This window comes from Mucispirillum schaedleri ASF457 (assembly GCF_000487995.2).
Taxonomy (GTDB): Bacteria; Chrysiogenota; Deferribacteres; order Deferribacterales; family Mucispirillaceae; genus Mucispirillum; species Mucispirillum schaedleri.
In genome coordinates, this window is record NZ_CP097562.1 from 2270557 (window position 1) to 2287963 (window position 17407).

Annotated in this window: 13 protein-coding genes; all 13 read left to right on the forward strand. The window is 30.8% G+C overall.

Annotated features, from left to right (window positions below; all coding sequences use genetic code 11):
* Positions 1-284 precede the first annotated feature (284 nt).
* The 13 genes from N508_RS10590 (at position 285) to N508_RS10650 (ending at position 17281) form a co-directional block, all read left to right on the forward strand.
* Positions 285-3923: a molybdopterin-containing oxidoreductase family protein gene (locus tag N508_RS10590; protein WP_023276674.1), complete on the forward strand. Its 3639-nt coding sequence runs from the start codon at positions 285-287 to the stop codon at positions 3921-3923.
* 11 nt (positions 3924-3934) lie between these two features.
* Positions 3935-4570, forward strand: a complete 636-nt coding sequence (locus tag N508_RS10595) for a 4Fe-4S dicluster domain-containing protein (RefSeq protein ID WP_023276675.1) — start codon at positions 3935-3937, stop codon at positions 4568-4570.
* A gap of 43 nt (positions 4571-4613) precedes the next feature.
* Entirely contained in the window at positions 4614-5300 is a 687-nt protein-coding gene (locus N508_RS10600) for a TorD/DmsD family molecular chaperone (protein WP_023276676.1), read from the forward strand.
* Positions 5301-5317: 17 nt separating this feature from the next.
* Positions 5318-6853, forward strand: a complete 1536-nt coding sequence (locus tag N508_RS10605) for a hypothetical protein (RefSeq protein WP_023276677.1) — start codon at positions 5318-5320, stop codon at positions 6851-6853.
* A gap of 9 nt (positions 6854-6862) precedes the next feature.
* The gene (locus N508_RS10610; RefSeq protein ID WP_023275303.1) at positions 6863-7354 is read left to right on the forward strand and encodes a hypothetical protein; all 492 of its coding nucleotides are present in this window, start codon (positions 6863-6865) and stop codon (positions 7352-7354) included.
* Positions 7355-7711: 357 nt separating this feature from the next.
* On the forward strand, positions 7712-7909 hold the full coding sequence (locus N508_RS10615) for a YqaE/Pmp3 family membrane protein (protein ID WP_023276678.1): 198 nt from the start codon (positions 7712-7714) through the stop codon (positions 7907-7909).
* Positions 7910-8367: 458 nt separating this feature from the next.
* Positions 8368-8877, forward strand: a complete 510-nt coding sequence (locus tag N508_RS10620) for an Hcp family type VI secretion system effector (protein WP_023276679.1) — start codon at positions 8368-8370, stop codon at positions 8875-8877.
* Between the two features lie 85 nt (positions 8878-8962).
* Positions 8963-9304 (forward strand): hypothetical protein, encoded by a 342-nt coding sequence (locus tag N508_RS10625; RefSeq protein WP_023276680.1) that lies wholly within the window; start codon positions 8963-8965, stop codon positions 9302-9304.
* Between the two features lie 40 nt (positions 9305-9344).
* Entirely contained in the window at positions 9345-11765 is a 2421-nt protein-coding gene (locus N508_RS10630; RefSeq protein ID WP_251930617.1) for a type VI secretion system Vgr family protein, read from the forward strand.
* Positions 11766-11778: 13 nt separating this feature from the next.
* On the forward strand, positions 11779-13044 hold the full coding sequence (locus N508_RS10635) for a hypothetical protein (protein WP_251930619.1): 1266 nt from the start codon (positions 11779-11781) through the stop codon (positions 13042-13044).
* Between the two features lie 9 nt (positions 13045-13053).
* Positions 13054-16335 carry an N-acetylmuramoyl-L-alanine amidase gene (locus N508_RS10640; RefSeq protein ID WP_251930621.1) on the forward strand — a complete coding sequence of 1094 codons (3282 nt, stop codon included), beginning with the start codon at positions 13054-13056 and terminating at the stop codon, positions 16333-16335.
* Positions 16335-16976, forward strand: a complete 642-nt coding sequence (locus N508_RS10645) for a hypothetical protein (RefSeq protein ID WP_023275695.1) — start codon at positions 16335-16337, stop codon at positions 16974-16976. Before N508_RS10640 ends, N508_RS10645 begins: the two co-directional genes overlap by 1 nt.
* Before the next feature lie 110 nt (positions 16977-17086).
* Positions 17087-17281 carry a hypothetical protein gene (locus N508_RS10650; protein WP_076654082.1) on the forward strand — a complete coding sequence of 65 codons (195 nt, stop codon included), beginning with the start codon at positions 17087-17089 and terminating at the stop codon, positions 17279-17281.
* Positions 17282-17407 lie beyond the last annotated feature (126 nt).

The window sequence follows — 17407 nt, forward strand, 5'->3', positions numbered from 1 at the left end:
AAACTTACATAGTTAAGCATAACTTTATGGTATTTTTTAAAAAAAAAATAATCAGTAATTATTTTCTTCAGCTAGATATTCAAAGCCTATATCTGCATATAATTTTTGTTTAATAAAAAGATTAAAATTGTCTTAATTATTGATAATATTAAATAAAAAAAACTGCATTTATATTGACAAAAGTATTATATTTGTTAAATTTGCAGAAAAAGTGTAATTTATAAGTTGATAAAGATTTATTTTTGAGTATATTAAAGATACAAAAAAACTTGGAGGCAAAGAAGATGGGAAAAGAAACTAATGTTTTAAAATCATTAGAAGAAAGCTCAGTGTCAAGACGATCCTTTTTAAAAGGCCTTGCAGCAATGGGTGCCATTGGTGCTGTGGCTGGCTGCTCTAAAGACAGCGGTTCAGAAATCATATATGGGGGGGGGAATTTAGGAAATGTAATATCTCCCGAAGACCTTTCTAACCCAAAAATCTATTACACATCCTGCGTTCATAACTGTGGCACAGGCATTCGCTGTGTTTCAAAATTACATGTAGTAAATGGAAGAATAGTCCGAGTTACATCAGATGACAGCGATTATGCATTTGATGGAACTTATAGAAATAAAGAGCAGTATAACGATGCTCGTTCATTAACCTGCCCTAAGGGTAGAGCTATTAAATACCGTGCTCATCATCCTGCAAAGCTTCGCTACGCTTTAAAGCAGACTAAGGGGCGGGGTGACTTATCTGGCTTTATTAGAATTCCTGTTGATGAAGCCTTAAAAGAAATTGCAACAAAATATAGAAAAACTGTTGAAAGGTATGGTCCTGGTGCAGTCCATAATATTTATGGCACATCAGGCGGTTACAGCAGTCAGGGAACTTATGCAAGTTACAGCTCTACAAGGTCTGCACTTACTCCAGCTGGAGCAAGAGGCGGCTATGGAGACTACAGTTATTATCAATATCACTTTGGCTCAGTTATTGTAGGTCACCCAGGTTCATGTGGTGCATATACTAAATCATCAAATGTTTCATGGCAGTTTCCTGCAATTGCAGGCGTTGTAAAAAATGTTGTTTCTTGGGGAGCAAATATTCTTACAACAGTAAACTCTGCCAGCTGGTCTTATATTAGAGCATTTGAAAAATTAAAAGAACGCGGTGGCAGAGCATGGTTTATTGGACCAGAACTTACAGATACTGGTGTTACATGCCATACTGACTGGATACAATCTCGTAACTATACAGATGTTGCATTAATTATGGGTATGCTTTATGAAATGCTTGTAAATACATTTGATTCAAATGGTGCAATAAAAAAATCATCTAAAGCATTAGATATAGATTATATAGATACAATGGTGCATGGTTTCTTTGCATCTCCAGAATACTATGTTAATACAACTACTGGTCAAATAGTAAAAGAAAAACCAGCTGATACTACTGGTTATCGTCATATAGAAGCTGTTGAAGCAGGTAAATGTTTAGCATCATACATATTAGGTGGAAATGCAGCACTTATTGGAAACCCAAAATATAATGCAAACTCTACAAACTATACAGCAAAAAAATATCATGAATTCAGCAATAATATGCCAAGGGTTGGTAAAGTATCTTGGAAAGTAACAAAAGGTGCAGGAACTGAATATCAATATAAAAAAGATTTTAATGTGCCAAAAACTCCAGAATGGGCTGAAAAAATTACTGGTGTTCCAGCAGCTAAAATAAGAGAGCTTGCAAATATGTATACAGACCCAGAACAGCACCCAATATTTAATGAATGGGCTGGCGGCACACAAAAGCAGTTAAATGGTTCTATCCAGCTTTGGGCAATTACTGCACTTATGGCTATCACAAAAACATTTGGTTTAAGCGGTGAAACTTTTAGTGGTGCATGGGCTACTACAAACTCTCGTGGTCCAGTTGCAGATACTGATACTAATAATTACCTTGATTTTTCATCAATTACTGTTGGTAATGCTGGAACTACTGCAAATAGTTCTAATGACTATACAGGTGAAGTATCTATTTCTGATAGGACAGTTAATAGTATTTCATGTAAAGAATGGTTTAATGGTATTAAGATAGCTTTCAAAGACTATCTAACTCCAGAAAGAGGCTATACTGGTGAAAATATTCCAGACTGGGATATGAGTAAAAGATATTATTCAAATGACGGTGGTGTTAAATCACTTGTGATGTTTGAAAGAGATACTACAAATAAAGACCAACTTCAAACAGAAGTAATAAATGGTAAAACATACTATAAAGTAAAAAAAGATGCAAACGGTAATCCAATATTTTCAGGTATCCGTATGATATTAAATGCTGGTGGTGCAATTATGGTTAACCAGCACATGAATACAAATGATTTAACTGCAATGTATAAAGCAATACCTGCATTAAACTCACAAGAAGGAGGCGGCTATACTAATGCAGACAGCCTTTGCCTTGTAACATTTGATTTATTTATGTCACCAACTGCAAGATATATGGACTATGTATTGCCAGCAGTTTCTCAACTTGAAGCAGTAGGCAGGGAAGTATTTGGCGGTCAGTATAAAGCAATGTATAGACCACCTGTTGTAGAACCATTAGGTGATGCTCTTGACAGCTGGACAATGACTTATAAAGCATGGGTTGCTCAAAGCCAGCTTGGTGAAATAAGTTATGGTGAAAGAACTACAACAGGTATTAGTGCTGCTCCAAGTAAATATACTAATAATTCAAGCTTTAAACCTATAAGAAATTATTTTGATGCAGAAGTGGATAAAGCAACTGCGGACCCTGCTTCAAAATACTATGGTATGACAAGAGATGAAGTTTATGGTGCACAATTTACACCTGCTAAAAATAATGATGAATATATCTGCACTTCGTTATATGAAACAAAAGGAACAACTACAAGCTGGGCTCGTGGTGACAGCGATACATCAGAAGGTGCCCGTAACAATATTTCACAAGTTGGTCAAATTAGAAAGAACCTTGATACATATCTTAAAGGAGATATGACAGCTCCATTTATATTTACAACGGAAAATAGTGTCCAAAATAAATTTGATGGAAGCACATATTTAAGTGCTGCAAACAGTGAAGCTTCTTTGCTTGATACTTCTTCAAGACCAGAAATGTCTGGTAAATTCCAAATTTATAATGGCAGAGTTCAGTGGGATTATGAACATGCTTTTGAAAAATACCATGGATGGCTGCCTGCTGAAAATCGCGGACAGGAAAATAAAGACCCAGAAGGTGATTTAAAAGTTTATCCAATACCAATGTATTTTAACTTTGAAGACTGTTTCAAAGAATCTTACAATGGTTTTAAAAAGGTGGATTCTGCTACTGGTAAAGCACAAGCTGGTCCAAATGCAGCATTTTTTGCAGGAACAGGAAGAGACAAACCTCTTACAATGAGCACAACTCATGATAGATTTAGAGTTCACTCTACCCATGATGAAAACCCACTTTTACGAGAGCTTAACCATAGAACTATAAACGGTGGCTGGGCAAGTGGTAATGACTGGAAAGAATACTGCATAGTTCCAGAAAGACAAACAGTAAATTCTGCAGCTGCTTATGAATCACCTATGATAAGCTCTGCAATTTATAACAAAAACAGAGAAACTGCATCATGGCATGAGATATGGATAAATACTCAGGATGCAGCAGAACGCGGTATTACTGACGGTATGCTTTGCCGTGTAGAAAACCCTATTGGTAAAATAAGAGTTATTGCTCGTGTTACAGACCGTTGTATTCCGGGACATTTAAACCTGCACCAAGGTGGCTGGTATGACCCTAATACTGACGGAGTAGATGATGGTGGTAATGCTAATACATTAATAGCATCAACTCCATCAAGATATGACCATGGTAACGCTCAGCAGTCTGCTTATGTTATCATTAAACCTGAAACAGAATTTAATATATAAAGGATACGATTATGGCTATAGAAAAAATACAATATGCTTTTTATTTTGACCAAACAAGATGTATGTCATGTAATTCCTGCACAGTAGCATGTAAAGACTGGAATCAAGTAGAGCCGGGACCTGTTGCATGGCGTAAACAGTTTACTTATGAAAAAGATGGTGGATTTTTCCCATTATCTATGGGCTGCAATCACTGTGAAGAGCCTGCATGTAAAAATGTATGTCCATATAATGCTATCATTAAAACAGATGATGGTATTGTATATGTTAACAGGGACTTATGTCAGGGAGCATTAAGCTGTATTTCTGCATGTCCATTTGCAAAACCACAAATAGCTTTAGATAAACAAGAGCCAAACGCATTTGAAAGCTGGAAAGTTCAACACCCTATGCAGAAATGTGATATGTGTAAAGAAAGACTTGATAAAGGTGAAAAACCAGCATGTGTTGCAAGCTGTGTAGGAAGAGCATTAGATTTTGGCACAAAAGATTATATATTAAGCACATATCGTAGTGCTGTTCAGCTTAATTATAGTGATTTCCCTTATGCTTATGTAAATAATACTAATGATACTAAGCCATCTTTCTATGTAAAGAAAAAAACATCAATTAGTGTAACAAAAGCATCAAGCAATTATGTAAAATAAATAAAAGGGAGCTAAAACTCCCTTAGTGAAAAGGTATAAAATAATGGAAAGCTCTTTAAAAAGTGAAATTCATTCGGCAAGAGGCAGTGTTTATTTATTTTTAAGAAACTGTTTGTATGATATGCCAAATGAAACATTTTATAAAATGATAGAAGATATGTTGTCTCAGTTAAGTCAGGTTGTAAATGGAAGTGAAAATAAAGATATGAAAAATGGCTATAATGGGATGCTTAACTTTATAAATACAATAAATAGTATATCTGGAAAAGAGTTAGATGAATTAAATCTGCATATCAGCAGAGAATATACATCATGCTTATGTTTACCAGGAACTGCACAGCAGGAAGAATCCTATTATATTTCTGAGGACCATATATTAAAACAAGAGTCAAATGATGATATGATTAAACTGTTCCATAAATATGGATTTTCAATATCAGCAGAATTGCAGGCGGATTATGATAATGTTTGCATAGAGCTGGCATTTATGAGCAAACTTGCATATATGAGTGCAGATACAGAAAATAAAGATGAATACTATAATCTAATATTAGAGCAGTTAAATTTTCATAAAAATCACTTTGATAAATGGATATACCATTTTTATGATAAATTAATAGGGCAAAAGATAATAGAAAGCAAATTATACAGATATATTGCTGAATTTTCCAAAGGTTTTATACGAGAAGATAAACTGCTGCTTGAAGACTTAAACAGCAGCAATAACTAATTAAGGAGCCAATGCCTATGAAACGGCTGATGTTAAATACATTATGTATGTTAGCTTTTGTGTTCCCAGCATATTCCTATGTTGGCGATTCTTATGTAACCCCAGACAGCTGGAGCAGACATGTGAATGCCAATGGTATCAAAGCAAGCCTTAATGGTCTCAGCTTTGGAGATACAGGCATATTAAAAATAGGGTTAACAACAAGAGCTGCATTTAAATTTGGAGAAGATGAAGACTGGTCAATTTATCAGTATGCCCGTCTGAGATTAAGTGAAACGAAACTAGGTCAAGGCACAGTGAATGTAAACTTAAATATTCGTGGAGCTTATGACAGTCTTCCAGATATTGGTGGCAGCACAATGGACGGCCAGTCATCAATCTATTCAGGAAGTTCATATAACCAGTTTTATGACGGCTTATATACTTCCCGCAAATATGATGAATATACCCGCTTAAATGGTAAATATGATGGTAATTTTAGAATATATCAGGCTAATGTAGAGTTTAAAGGAGTAGTGCCGTATACAGATATAACAGCAGGCAGAATATATTTAAACAATCTAGATATGTATAAAATAGACGGCGGCAGTTTCCATTTTGATACCTGTGACTATTTTAAGCTTGATATATACGGCGGTCTGCCTGTCAGCTATTACAGCAATTTAAAAACATCTTTAATAGGAGCAGCGATAGAAGTTCCAGTAACGATAAGCGGCACAAAAATCAGAGCCGAGTATAACTACTTTATACATGAAGATGGCGGAGACTTTAACACCCATACTGCCAGAGGCAGAATAGACCAGAGCTTATCCTTTCCCGATATAATATCATCCAATATCTATCTGGAAGGCGCCATAATAGGTAAAGCTATGCTTTATGAAGCAGGTCTGGATGCGAATATAGATATAAGCCGCACAGGCATATCAGCCTACATAGCAGGTCAGTATGATAAGAATAAAGGCGATATAAACCCGTATATATCCATGTATGAAAATATGTTAGGCGGCAGCAGTGAATATGTAATGGGCGGAGTAATGGTTACACAGGGAATAACTGACTATTTAATATTAGGAATAGGCTGGGAAACACGATTTAATTTCAGTGAAAGCTATGGCGACAGAGACTACCAGAGAGTATTCGGCAATATAGACCTTGTGGGTTTACTCCATAAAAACAATTATTTAAGTTTAATAGTAGACTGGTATGATGTAGCAGCATATAAGAGACAGGACAGCAATTCTAAAGTAATGGGAGGTTTTCGTATAACTCAGGTATTTACAGAGAGACTAGAAGCATGGGCAGGAGTAAATGTTCAGAACTATCAGTATAGAAACAGCCCAATAAAATCCTACCCGCAGTATGGAGAAGATATGGTTAGTTTACAAGACAGAAATGAAAATACCACAATGGCATATATTGGAGCGATGTATCGCCCAATAGACTGGTGTGTGTTACAGGTTGATTATAGTTATGAATATGCAGACCTTTTTAAAAGTGCTGACTTACAGCCAGATATTCATACATTAAGTATCTGGGCAAACTTTATCTGGTAGGTGCATAATATGAAAAAGAATTTATTACTAATCATCTTATTATTTCTTCTTACAGCAGGTGTAACATCAGCAGTAGATTCCACTAAGCCGTCTACCCATAACAGCAGCTGGGAGCAGAAGCATGGTCAGGCAGCCAAAACTAATATGAGCGAATGCATAATGTGCCATGAAGAACGAGTAGAATGTATATCCTGTCATGAAGATACTGCTCCAAGAAACCATACAGTAACCTTTGTGAATAAAACACACGGGTTAGAATCCAGATGGAACAGAACAACATGTCAGACATGTCATAAAGAAGATTTCTGTGACAGCTGTCATGAGACATCCTATCCAATGAGCCATGCCCGAGCAGGATTTGTATCAGGAGCAGGCTCCCACTGTGGCACAAGCTGTGTAGTTCCCGTAGGCAGCTGGAATAACACCCCATCTAAAAACTGTCTTGTATGTCACAAAACAAGACCTGTAACAAAATCAGGTGCTCTGCATACTGTGAAGTAATAATAGTATCTATTTCAAATAGATAACTAAATATAATAAACAAACCGCCTTAATATTTAAGGCGGTATATTCAAAGTATACAATTTTGCATATATTGTGTCAAATGCATTAATTAATTCTTTTTTATATTTTGAATTAGTTTTAAAAAATTAGATAAGCAGAATTAATTAAAAATGTAGTTTTACCTACACTTTCCAAGATGCAGGCGGGTTTCTGCTTATTTCTGCTTTATTACTGCTGCTGCAAATATTACACAAAATATTATAAAGCAGTTAGTGCAGATAAAATATTTCTTGCAATTACTATTCCTGCAATGTATATACATTTATATAAAAAAATTTAAAAAGGATACAAATTATGAGACTTTTATTAGCTATATTCTTGCCATTTTTAGTGTTTTTTACAATAGGCAGACCATTTGCAGGGATTATTTGTTTAATTTTGCAAATTACATTAATAGGCTGGCTTCCAGCTGCTCTTTGGGCTGTTTATGCTTTAAGTCAATATAAGACTGATAAAAAGATTAAACAGGCAATGCAGTCTCAATCAAATTAAATAAGTTTAAAAATCAAAAAGAGAGTTAAGAAGCTCTCTTTTTTTAAAAAATCAGCAGTCAAAAATGCTGCACTGCTTAAAACTATGTAACTCTATCTAAAATATTCACATTTATTATATATTAATTTATTTGATAAGTCAGGAATTTATTTCCTGCATCACCCCCTATTTTTTGAGTAAAACTTTAAAATTATATAAATATAGCTGTTAAACAAAAAAATAAGTTTAAAGTAGAAATATTTTATAAAAAATTATAGTAAATAAACAAAAACCGCTTTTATATTTTTAGTATAAAAATGACTATTTATGCCATAAATGAGCTTTTTTCCTATATATATAAAATAGTTACAGTATTTTAAAATAAAAAAATTTTTTTGGGGGAATAATGTAATAAATTCTATTGACTATATAATTTACTAGTGTTAACATATTAGATATAATAAAAAGGAGGTATATATATGAGCAGTCCCGTATATATAAAAATTGAAGGAGCTACACAAGGTTTAATTACAAGTGGAGCGTCAACAGAAGACAGTATAGGCAATCGTTATCAAGCAGGTCATGAAGATGAAATATTGGCACAGGAAGTAACCCATGTAGTAACAGTTCCAACAGACCCACAAAGTGGTCAGCCAAGTGGCCAAAGAGTTCATAAGCCATTTGTGTTTACCTGCTCATTAAATAAATCAGTTCCTCTTTTATATAATGCCTTAACAAAAGGCGAAAAACTTAATAGTGTAGAAGTTCACTGGTATAGAACAGCAACAGGTGGCGGTCAGGAACACTTTTTTTCAACAATTTTTGAAGATGCAGTAATAACAGACATATCATTAGTAATGCCTAATGCACAAGACCCATCTAACAGTGATAAGACAGAACAGTTTCAAGTAAGTCTTAACTATCGTAAAATTGTCTGGGAGCATGTAGCCAGTGGAACAAGCGGCAGTGATGACTGGAGAAATGCTTAATACATCTGTATAGTAACATAATTATATATTATAATAAGGGTTGAAGTATAATAATTTACTTTAACCCAATATGCAGGTGTGTATTATGAAACCATTATTAGAAAATGATAAGCTGGTATGTGCTCATCAAGGAATAGTGCAGTTAAAATCAGATAAAGGTAAAGATTTATTAGTAGATGATAATGGAGTAATAACAGAAAGCGACCTGATGAATTCTCCAATAAGTGGTTGCAGCCACAACATATTAGGTGTCCCCAAGCCCTGCACAAAAATAGTTCAAATTCCACCCAATGCATTAAGTGAAACATTAGAAGTTAATGGCGAGAGAGTAGTTTTAGAAGATATGGTAAGTATGATAATGACAGATAATGGAGTTCCACTTCAATTACAAGGCAGTCAGGAGAAATCATTAGAGTTAGATAAGTAGTAGTATATATAATATAGTTTTTTATAGGGGGTGATTACTTATGTCATCATCTAATCAAGTATCAGAGTTAATCTTTACAGGCAGGGAAATAGATAACTATAAATTCCGAGTAGTAGAAGCCAGGATATTAGAGCGTTTAGATTATCCCTTTGAAATAGAGTGTATATGCTATTATGAAAGCATAAACAACGAGCCTGATGAAAAAACTGGTGTAAGTAATCTAATAGATAGAAATATTCGTCTTTATTTGAACGACCCATCCTATACTAATAATAAAAATCGTCCATTACAAAGTAAACTTTTTATAGGAGTAGTAAGTGAGATAATTTATTTAGGCAATAAGGAACTTCCGTCCAATTATTCTACAAATAATAAATATTATTACCGTTTTAAATTAAATTCCCAGTTAATAAGATTAAGCTATAATAGAGCATACAGAATATATAACAATAAAAGTGTGTTAGAAGTATTAAATCATTTATTTGAAAGGTCAAGAGGAGCAATAAGCGTTCAGATAGATTTTTCGCGAGTTCAGAATTATTTTCCAGTAGAAGAGTATATAACCCAGTATAATGAAAGTGATTTAGATTTTTTATTACGACTATGCAGCAGATATGGTATATATATATCTGAAAGTGATAAAGGCATTAATTTTTATGATTCAGTATATAAGGCAGATTTCAGCACAAGTAATAATGAATATGTTAATGAAGAAGTAAGTAAACATGTAATGTATCCTTATAACCCATCCAGTGATAATTATTTATCAAGCCACTGTATATCAAGCATAGAGTATGGAATAAGAGGAAGAAACTTATGGAGTATCTTCAGCACATCAGAATCCAGTAACCCATCAAGACATCAAGCAGGTATCAGTGAAAATTACTGGGATACAAGGGAGATAGATAACCGAGATAAAGTAACAACTTATGCATCAAATATAAATAATTATCACCCAAGTTTTACTAATATAAATTATCAAAATGGTTTACAGTTTCAAGCCACATTAAATGTATTAAGTAATCATATAGAATCATTGAATATAAAAGCCAGAAGCAATATATTAGAGTTAAATACCAATGATGTAATAACGATAACTAATATAGAGGGCAGAGAATCAAGTTATAAGATAATCGTTATAGTTCATTATTATCATGATAAAAGTGAGCAGGGTGGCAGAATATTAGAGCATGAGCCGTCTTTATATTCGATGTATAGCAATGAATTATCATTAATCCCCAATACAATGCCTTATGCAATGAAAGTAATAGAGAAACCACGAGCCTTAGGTATTACGACAGGAGTAGTAACAGGCAATAGTGAAGATATAAACAGTGAAAGAAACAGTATAGTAGTAGATGATTATGGCAGAGTAAGAGTTCAGTTTGCCAGTAATGTTGTTCAGGGCAGATATGATGAGGAAGTATTCAGCGGCAAATATTTATTTACACACAGCTGTTATTTAAGATATACCAGCCCTGCTGCCAGCAGCCATTCAGGATTTATAGCAGTTCCTCGTGTAGGAGATGAGGTAGTAGTAAGTTTTATAGACGGCGACCCTGACAGGCCAATAATCACAGGCAGTTTATATAATCATGAAACTCCATCACTTATTCAAAATGAGATACTGTTGAATAAACATAAGACATCTTTATCCTCAAAAACGGTGGGATTAAATGAGAGAGGCAGAAATGAGCTGACAATGAGTAATCTTCCTAATAGTGAAGAAATCTATTTGAAAGCAGAAAGGGATTATAAAGAGTTAGTGCAGAATGACTATGAGCAGAGTATCTTAAATAACAAGACAAGCAAAGTAAGCGGCATTCATAATGAAAGTATATTACAGTCACATATCCAGAATATAGCAGGTTTAAAAGATGTAAATGTAGGCGGCGAATATTTAACAGTAGTAGCATTAAGCAAGGATACAGCAGTAGGGTTATCTAATACCTTAAATGTGGGTGCAGAAAATACACTTCGTGTAGCAGGAGACAGCAAAGAAAGTGTAGGCAGGGATAAAAATGTAAATGTGGCTGGAGATTATACAGTAAGTGTGGACGGAGAATATGAACACACAATTAGAGGTAATTTAGAAAATAGTGTATTAGGTAGTATAGATATAACAAGTGATGCAGGTATAAATATATCCAGCGACAGCCATTATAATATGACAGTAGGCACGGATATTGATATTTATGCAGAACGAAATACTACTATGCAGAGCAAAAGGCATTTATCATTACATTCTAATTCTTCTGATATGCAGTTTAATAATTTAGATATAATTACTGGTGATATGTTATCATTATATTCTAAAGGTAAATTTCAAATTAAAGTCAGTGATGATATTTCTATATTTTCTGATGGAAGTAACATAATTTTTCAAATAAAAGATATGGAAGTTATTTTTAATGAAAATGGAGTAGATATTAATAATGGTTCATTATCAATAAAAAAATAAGTTGGAGTTATCTATGAATAATAATACTATTAATTTTTCTGATTATGATACAGTACTTGATATATATACAGTAATAGCCGAAAAATATATTTTATTTACAGATAAAGATTTAATTGATTTATCAATGAAAGATAATAAACAATACTCTGCATTTGGCATAACTATACCCAATAAGATTATTAAAGAGTCAATCAATTATTTAAATGCAGATAAAAGTATATTTTCAAATATTGTTAGAAAATATCCATATATTCAATTAATATTACTTTATTGGATGTATAATAAAATGTATGAAGTAGACAAAAAAAAAGGTGGAATAATTGATGGGGAGATATATGATTTTCAATATGAAACAATCAAATATACATATTTTGTATACCCATTTGAAATATATGACAATATTGCAAAGCGTTTAGATTATGGTAAATATTATGATTTGGAGTTAGTTAGTAAATATATTCAACAATTTGAGAGAAAAACAATAAAAGTTCGTGATTTCTCTAATAAATATAACATAATTTCTTACAGTGCTGATGATATAAATGCAGTATTATTATATGATAAGTTAGAGTATTTCAGTATATATGATTTAGTCTATGATAGTCTGTATGCAATTATATTAAGCAGTTTTTTTGGAGCAGCTGTTAATGGCAGTCAAAAGTTATTATTACCAATAAACCAGTCAGATTTTAAATATGAAGAGTATAGTTATAAGGCACTTTATAAAACATTAAGAAGTATTTATCCTAAAGCGAAGGATACAATTATTAAGTTAGTATGTAAATATCCTATCCTTGATAAAGAAAATAGTTTGATTGTAAAAAGTAAACCCAGTGAATTTTTTAATGAATCCACATTTACAGGAAGTGAGTTTGACAATAAAATTTTTAATATGGGCATAGGTTATGATGAAGCCTATGAAATATCAGCTAGAAGTGTAGAATATGCACAGGCAAATAGTTGGGGAGATGTAGAATTATATGAAAATTATTTGATTGAATGTGCACAAAGCTTATGTCCACCTTATAAAAAAGATGGTTATTTTTCATATAAAGAATATGAAGAAGCTACAGGCTCTTTTTTTTATGCAAGTCATAATTTTGCATCATATTCTCCATCATTTTATTTATATAGATATTTACGAGGTTATATTTGGCGAGGTCAAAGCTATAGTTATAATGAATATCGTTTAATTAATAGAATATATGCATATTTATATAGAAAATATTCAGGTTTACAATTAATGACCCTATTGTTCATAAATGCTTATTGCAGATAAGGTGTAAATATGAAAAATATCAATTTATCTATTGAAGACTTTAGTGAGTTATCATATGCTTTAATTAAGCAGGAAGAAGTGGTTGCAGACAAAAAATTTGATGGTCATATGTATTCAGATACAGAGAATAAAATAACTATAGGCATAGGTTTCAATATAGAGGCAAATGGTATTCTCCCTATAATTTGTGCTAAGAAGATGAATTTATTAGTAAGTCCATCTACAAACAAATCTTATATATTAAGTGAAATTTTGGTTAATAAAACTGATGAAGAGGTTATTAATAAGATTGTAAATTGTATTCACTCTGTAATCAAAGAATTTCATAGTAATAATAGAATATATGCAAATGATAAGCAGGATTTAACTATAACTGTATCACAAGTACCACAGGAGGCTATTGATTATATTAATAGAACCATACAAACTACACCATCATCAAAAGCAAAGAAACAGAAGAAACAGCAGACATTAAAACAAAATATAAGAAATGGTGATACAAAGCATTCAAGAGCTTTACAATTGGAAAAAGCAGTAAATAAAAAAATTAGTGATACTATAACCCAGATAAATAGTAGTAAACAATATGCAAAACATTATGAAACATTTGAATTAATATTAACATCAGAAGATGCAAAAGAAATATTTATATTTTTATCAAGAAGATTTCATGGAGACTTAATTAATAGTTTATTATCTGGTAAAAATGGATTAAAAGTATTTAAAGATGGTCAATTAAATGAATATTCTAAATTAATAATTTCTTTTCTATGTGGTCATTATCAAATGCCTGCAAAATTTAATAAATATAATGACCCAACAGACTTTTTTCATAATGCAATAAATAAAAACAATAGTAGATTTTTAACATGGTTTGGTATTCGCTATTATATAGATTTAGTTTCAGCAAGTAAAAATAAACAATATAATAGCTATATCAAACGCAGGTTACATGAAGCAGCATTATTTGAGTTGGTGGAAAGAAAAGAAAATGGAACAATAGATATGTATCAAACATCTAAAGATATATTTACTCATTTAAATATAATATTTAAGTTTATTAAATCAGATGATAATGTTCCATTATATGGTTATAAGAATAAAACATTTTTGGAATTTATTACAACTCATAATTATAGTCACTTAATAGATAAAGTTGCTGCAAATAAAAAAAATAATATATCTTTTTCTACAAATGAAGAATATTCATCTGTTTTTAAAAATGTTACTAAAATTCAGGATTTAAAAAATTGTCTTCATGATAGTATGAGTATTGATGAAAATAAGTATTTTCAATCAATTTTAGATTTTGCAAAACATGATGACATTTTTAAACCATTTTTACTTTATATAAATGAAAAATTCAGCAAGAATATATTAAATATTGGTTTTAAGTTAAATGAGATTTATGTAGTTTCTAATACTAATTTAAAAGATTTTCAAAACCTTTTAAAAAAATATTTTAATAGTGAAAGCACTGAACAGAAGAATATTTTATTAATATCACAATTAAACTGGGGAATGCATCAAAGGTTTGATAATTTATTAGATGAATATGAGCAGCAAACTATAATACTATATTTATTAAAAAATAAAGAGCATGTATTAACAATGGATAATATATCTAAAAACAATTTTAGAATTTTATTATATGATGATAATGAATCTATTAATGCAGTAGTTTTAGCAGGAAAATATACATTAATTAATGATGATAACGATGAAAAAATATTGTATCAGCATGAAGAAAGCAAGGAAATACAGGCAGAGTATTTGCCTAATGAAAATATTTTTACAATAATCCATCAAGAAACTAAAGTATCATTGCGTAACTTTTTCCCTAGTAAGTTTCATGCAGGAATAATCTTATCTAATCAAGAAGAAATAAAAGAAGACCAAACAGCAGTATCTCAAGTTGGAGAGATAAGCATTACAATTGAATTTATACTTGATGAAACAGTAAATACTGGTGAAATAGAAAAAAAGAAATATTACTTATACAATGTAAAAACTCAAGAATTAATAGATGGAATTGTGGAAGTATGTGGAGATACTGCGTCGGCTTGTTTTAAAATAAATGCAGATACTGATGATATATCAAATACAAAATTAATATTTAGTTTTTATAAAAAAGATTTTTCAGATAAAAAAGAAGCTAATATAAAATCACATGATACAATTATATTAGATAAAGCAACTAGGGAAAGTAAAGAGACCACTGTCAATGCATTAATAAATAAAGGTGATATTTCAGGATTTATAAGAGGAGTAGAATTGTTTGAACCAACAAAAGACAATCTCCCAGATATTGACTCTTATATGGAAACAGAATATAAATTTAAAGCAACAACATCTGGTGTAGTTAATACTGATTATATTAAGTGGTGTTATGCAGTATTGACAAACAGTGAGTATAGGGGTAAAGTAAAAATAAGCACTGTATCAGAACAAATATCCCAAACAGGAGAAGAAATTACATTTAAACCAAAAGATATATTAAGTGACAGCAGTAAAAAGAAACTGGAAAATAAAGACATATCATCAAAATTATATATATTTGCTTATATGAAAAGTCCTGCATATAATACAAAACATGGAAAAACACATGTATTGTTGCTAAATAAGAGTTTATTTAATAGCATAAAGCCAGTAATAGTACTAGATGCAGGGCATGGTATTGTTGAAGAACAAAATGGAACAAAAAAATATAAGGGAGCAATTTATCCAAAAAATTTAAATTATGGAGATCCTAAACTGTTAATAGTGGAAGATATTGTTGCATTTGATTTTGTGCAAATATTGCATAGTAGGTTGCATGCTCTTAATAATTATAATGTAGAGTTAACACGTAAAACTGATAAATATATATATAATAAAGATAGAGCTAAATATACATCTAATATAGCACAAAAATATCCGAATGCAAATATTATATTTCTTTCTATACATTTGAATAGTTCAGAAGAAATAGAGCTTTCAGATAATAGTAGTGGTATAGAATTTTTATATAATGATTCAAGTGAAAAATTAAAAAAAGAAAACATTAAAATAATTGATTGTATTAAATTATCTTTAGATAATAGTGAAAATAAATATTATTTTAGAAAATCTTTTAAAAAAGTTACTGAAAAAGTAACTGTATTAAAAGAAAATACTGTTCCAGCAGTATTGCTAGAGTTGGGTTTTGTGAATAATAAACGTGATAGAGAAAACCTACTAGATGATTGTTATCTAAATTTATTAGCAAATGATATAATAAATGGCATAAATAAATATTTTGAGGTGAAATAATGTTTCAAAGAATATGCTTAGTTGCTATATTGTTTATTTTTTCATTGTTTAATGTGTATGCATCAAATAATGACAAAATAATTACAAATATGGATAGTGTGTATAACAATTTTAGGGATATACAAAAAGTTTTTACACAAAATAGTGTTATTGAGGCTATTGAATATTATGATAAATATTTTGTTCAATCTTACCAATTTTTAAATAAAAGAAATATTGATAAATCAAAGCTTTTATCACAAATGCTTGAAGATGAAAAAAGTTTTAGTGAAGGTGATGATTTGTTGCAAGAGATACCAACAGATATTTCTAATTTTTTATATGTATATCCTCTAAAAAATCTATCTTTTTTATTTATCAATGAGATGAATTCCTCCTTACAAGATAATGTATTAAGTCCAGTGATTGATTTGAAAAAAGCAATTGATATTGATTTAGAATATACTGGTAAATATCAGATATCAAGTATAAATGCTTATTTATCAGGATATTTATTATTTATTTATTCTCGTTTCGTATATAATTATAATATCAATAATTATATAGAAGATTATCGTCATAATTTAAGTAAATATAAAAAATATATTTCTAAAAAAAATTATAATTTATATTTTAGCACTATAAATTTATTAGGACAATAGATACAGTTATATAATTACAATGAAATGTAGCATCAGTTAGTTTTCAATTATATACAGTAATAGCCAAAAAATATATTCTATTTACAGATAAAGATTTAATTGATTTATCAATGAAAGATAATAAACAATACTCTGCATTTGGCATAACTATACCCAATAAGATTATTAAAGAGTCAATCAATTATTTAAATGCAGATAAAAGTATATTTTCAAATATTGTTAGAAAATACCCGTATATTCAATTAATATTACTTTATTGGATGTATAATAAAATGTATGAAGTAGACAAAAAAAAGGTGGAATAATTGATGGGGAGATATATAATTCTATATATGATTTTCAATATGAAACAATCAAATATACATATTTTGTATACCCATTTGAAATATATGATAATATTGCAAAGCATTTAGATTATGGTAAATATTATG

Coding starts and splice junctions, on each gene's coding strand:
- N508_RS10610 (WP_023275303.1), top strand. CDS start 6,863: ATGAAAAAGAATTTATTACTAATCATCTTATTATTTCTTCTTACAGCA.
- N508_RS10590 (WP_023276674.1), top strand. CDS start 285: ATGGGAAAAGAAACTAATGTTTTAAAATCATTAGAAGAAAGCTCAGTG.
- N508_RS10605 (WP_023276677.1), top strand. CDS start 5,318: ATGAAACGGCTGATGTTAAATACATTATGTATGTTAGCTTTTGTGTTC.
- N508_RS10650 (WP_076654082.1), top strand. CDS start 17,087: ATGAAAGATAATAAACAATACTCTGCATTTGGCATAACTATACCCAAT.
- N508_RS10615 (WP_023276678.1), top strand. CDS start 7,712: ATGAGACTTTTATTAGCTATATTCTTGCCATTTTTAGTGTTTTTTACA.
- N508_RS10625 (WP_023276680.1), top strand. CDS start 8,963: ATGAAACCATTATTAGAAAATGATAAGCTGGTATGTGCTCATCAAGGA.
- N508_RS10635 (WP_251930619.1), top strand. CDS start 11,779: ATGAATAATAATACTATTAATTTTTCTGATTATGATACAGTACTTGAT.
- N508_RS10630 (WP_251930617.1), top strand. CDS start 9,345: ATGTCATCATCTAATCAAGTATCAGAGTTAATCTTTACAGGCAGGGAA.
- N508_RS10640 (WP_251930621.1), top strand. CDS start 13,054: ATGAAAAATATCAATTTATCTATTGAAGACTTTAGTGAGTTATCATAT.
- N508_RS10645 (WP_023275695.1), top strand. CDS start 16,335: ATGTTTCAAAGAATATGCTTAGTTGCTATATTGTTTATTTTTTCATTG.
- N508_RS10600 (WP_023276676.1), top strand. CDS start 4,614: ATGGAAAGCTCTTTAAAAAGTGAAATTCATTCGGCAAGAGGCAGTGTT.
- N508_RS10595 (WP_023276675.1), top strand. CDS start 3,935: ATGGCTATAGAAAAAATACAATATGCTTTTTATTTTGACCAAACAAGA.
- N508_RS10620 (WP_023276679.1), top strand. CDS start 8,368: ATGAGCAGTCCCGTATATATAAAAATTGAAGGAGCTACACAAGGTTTA.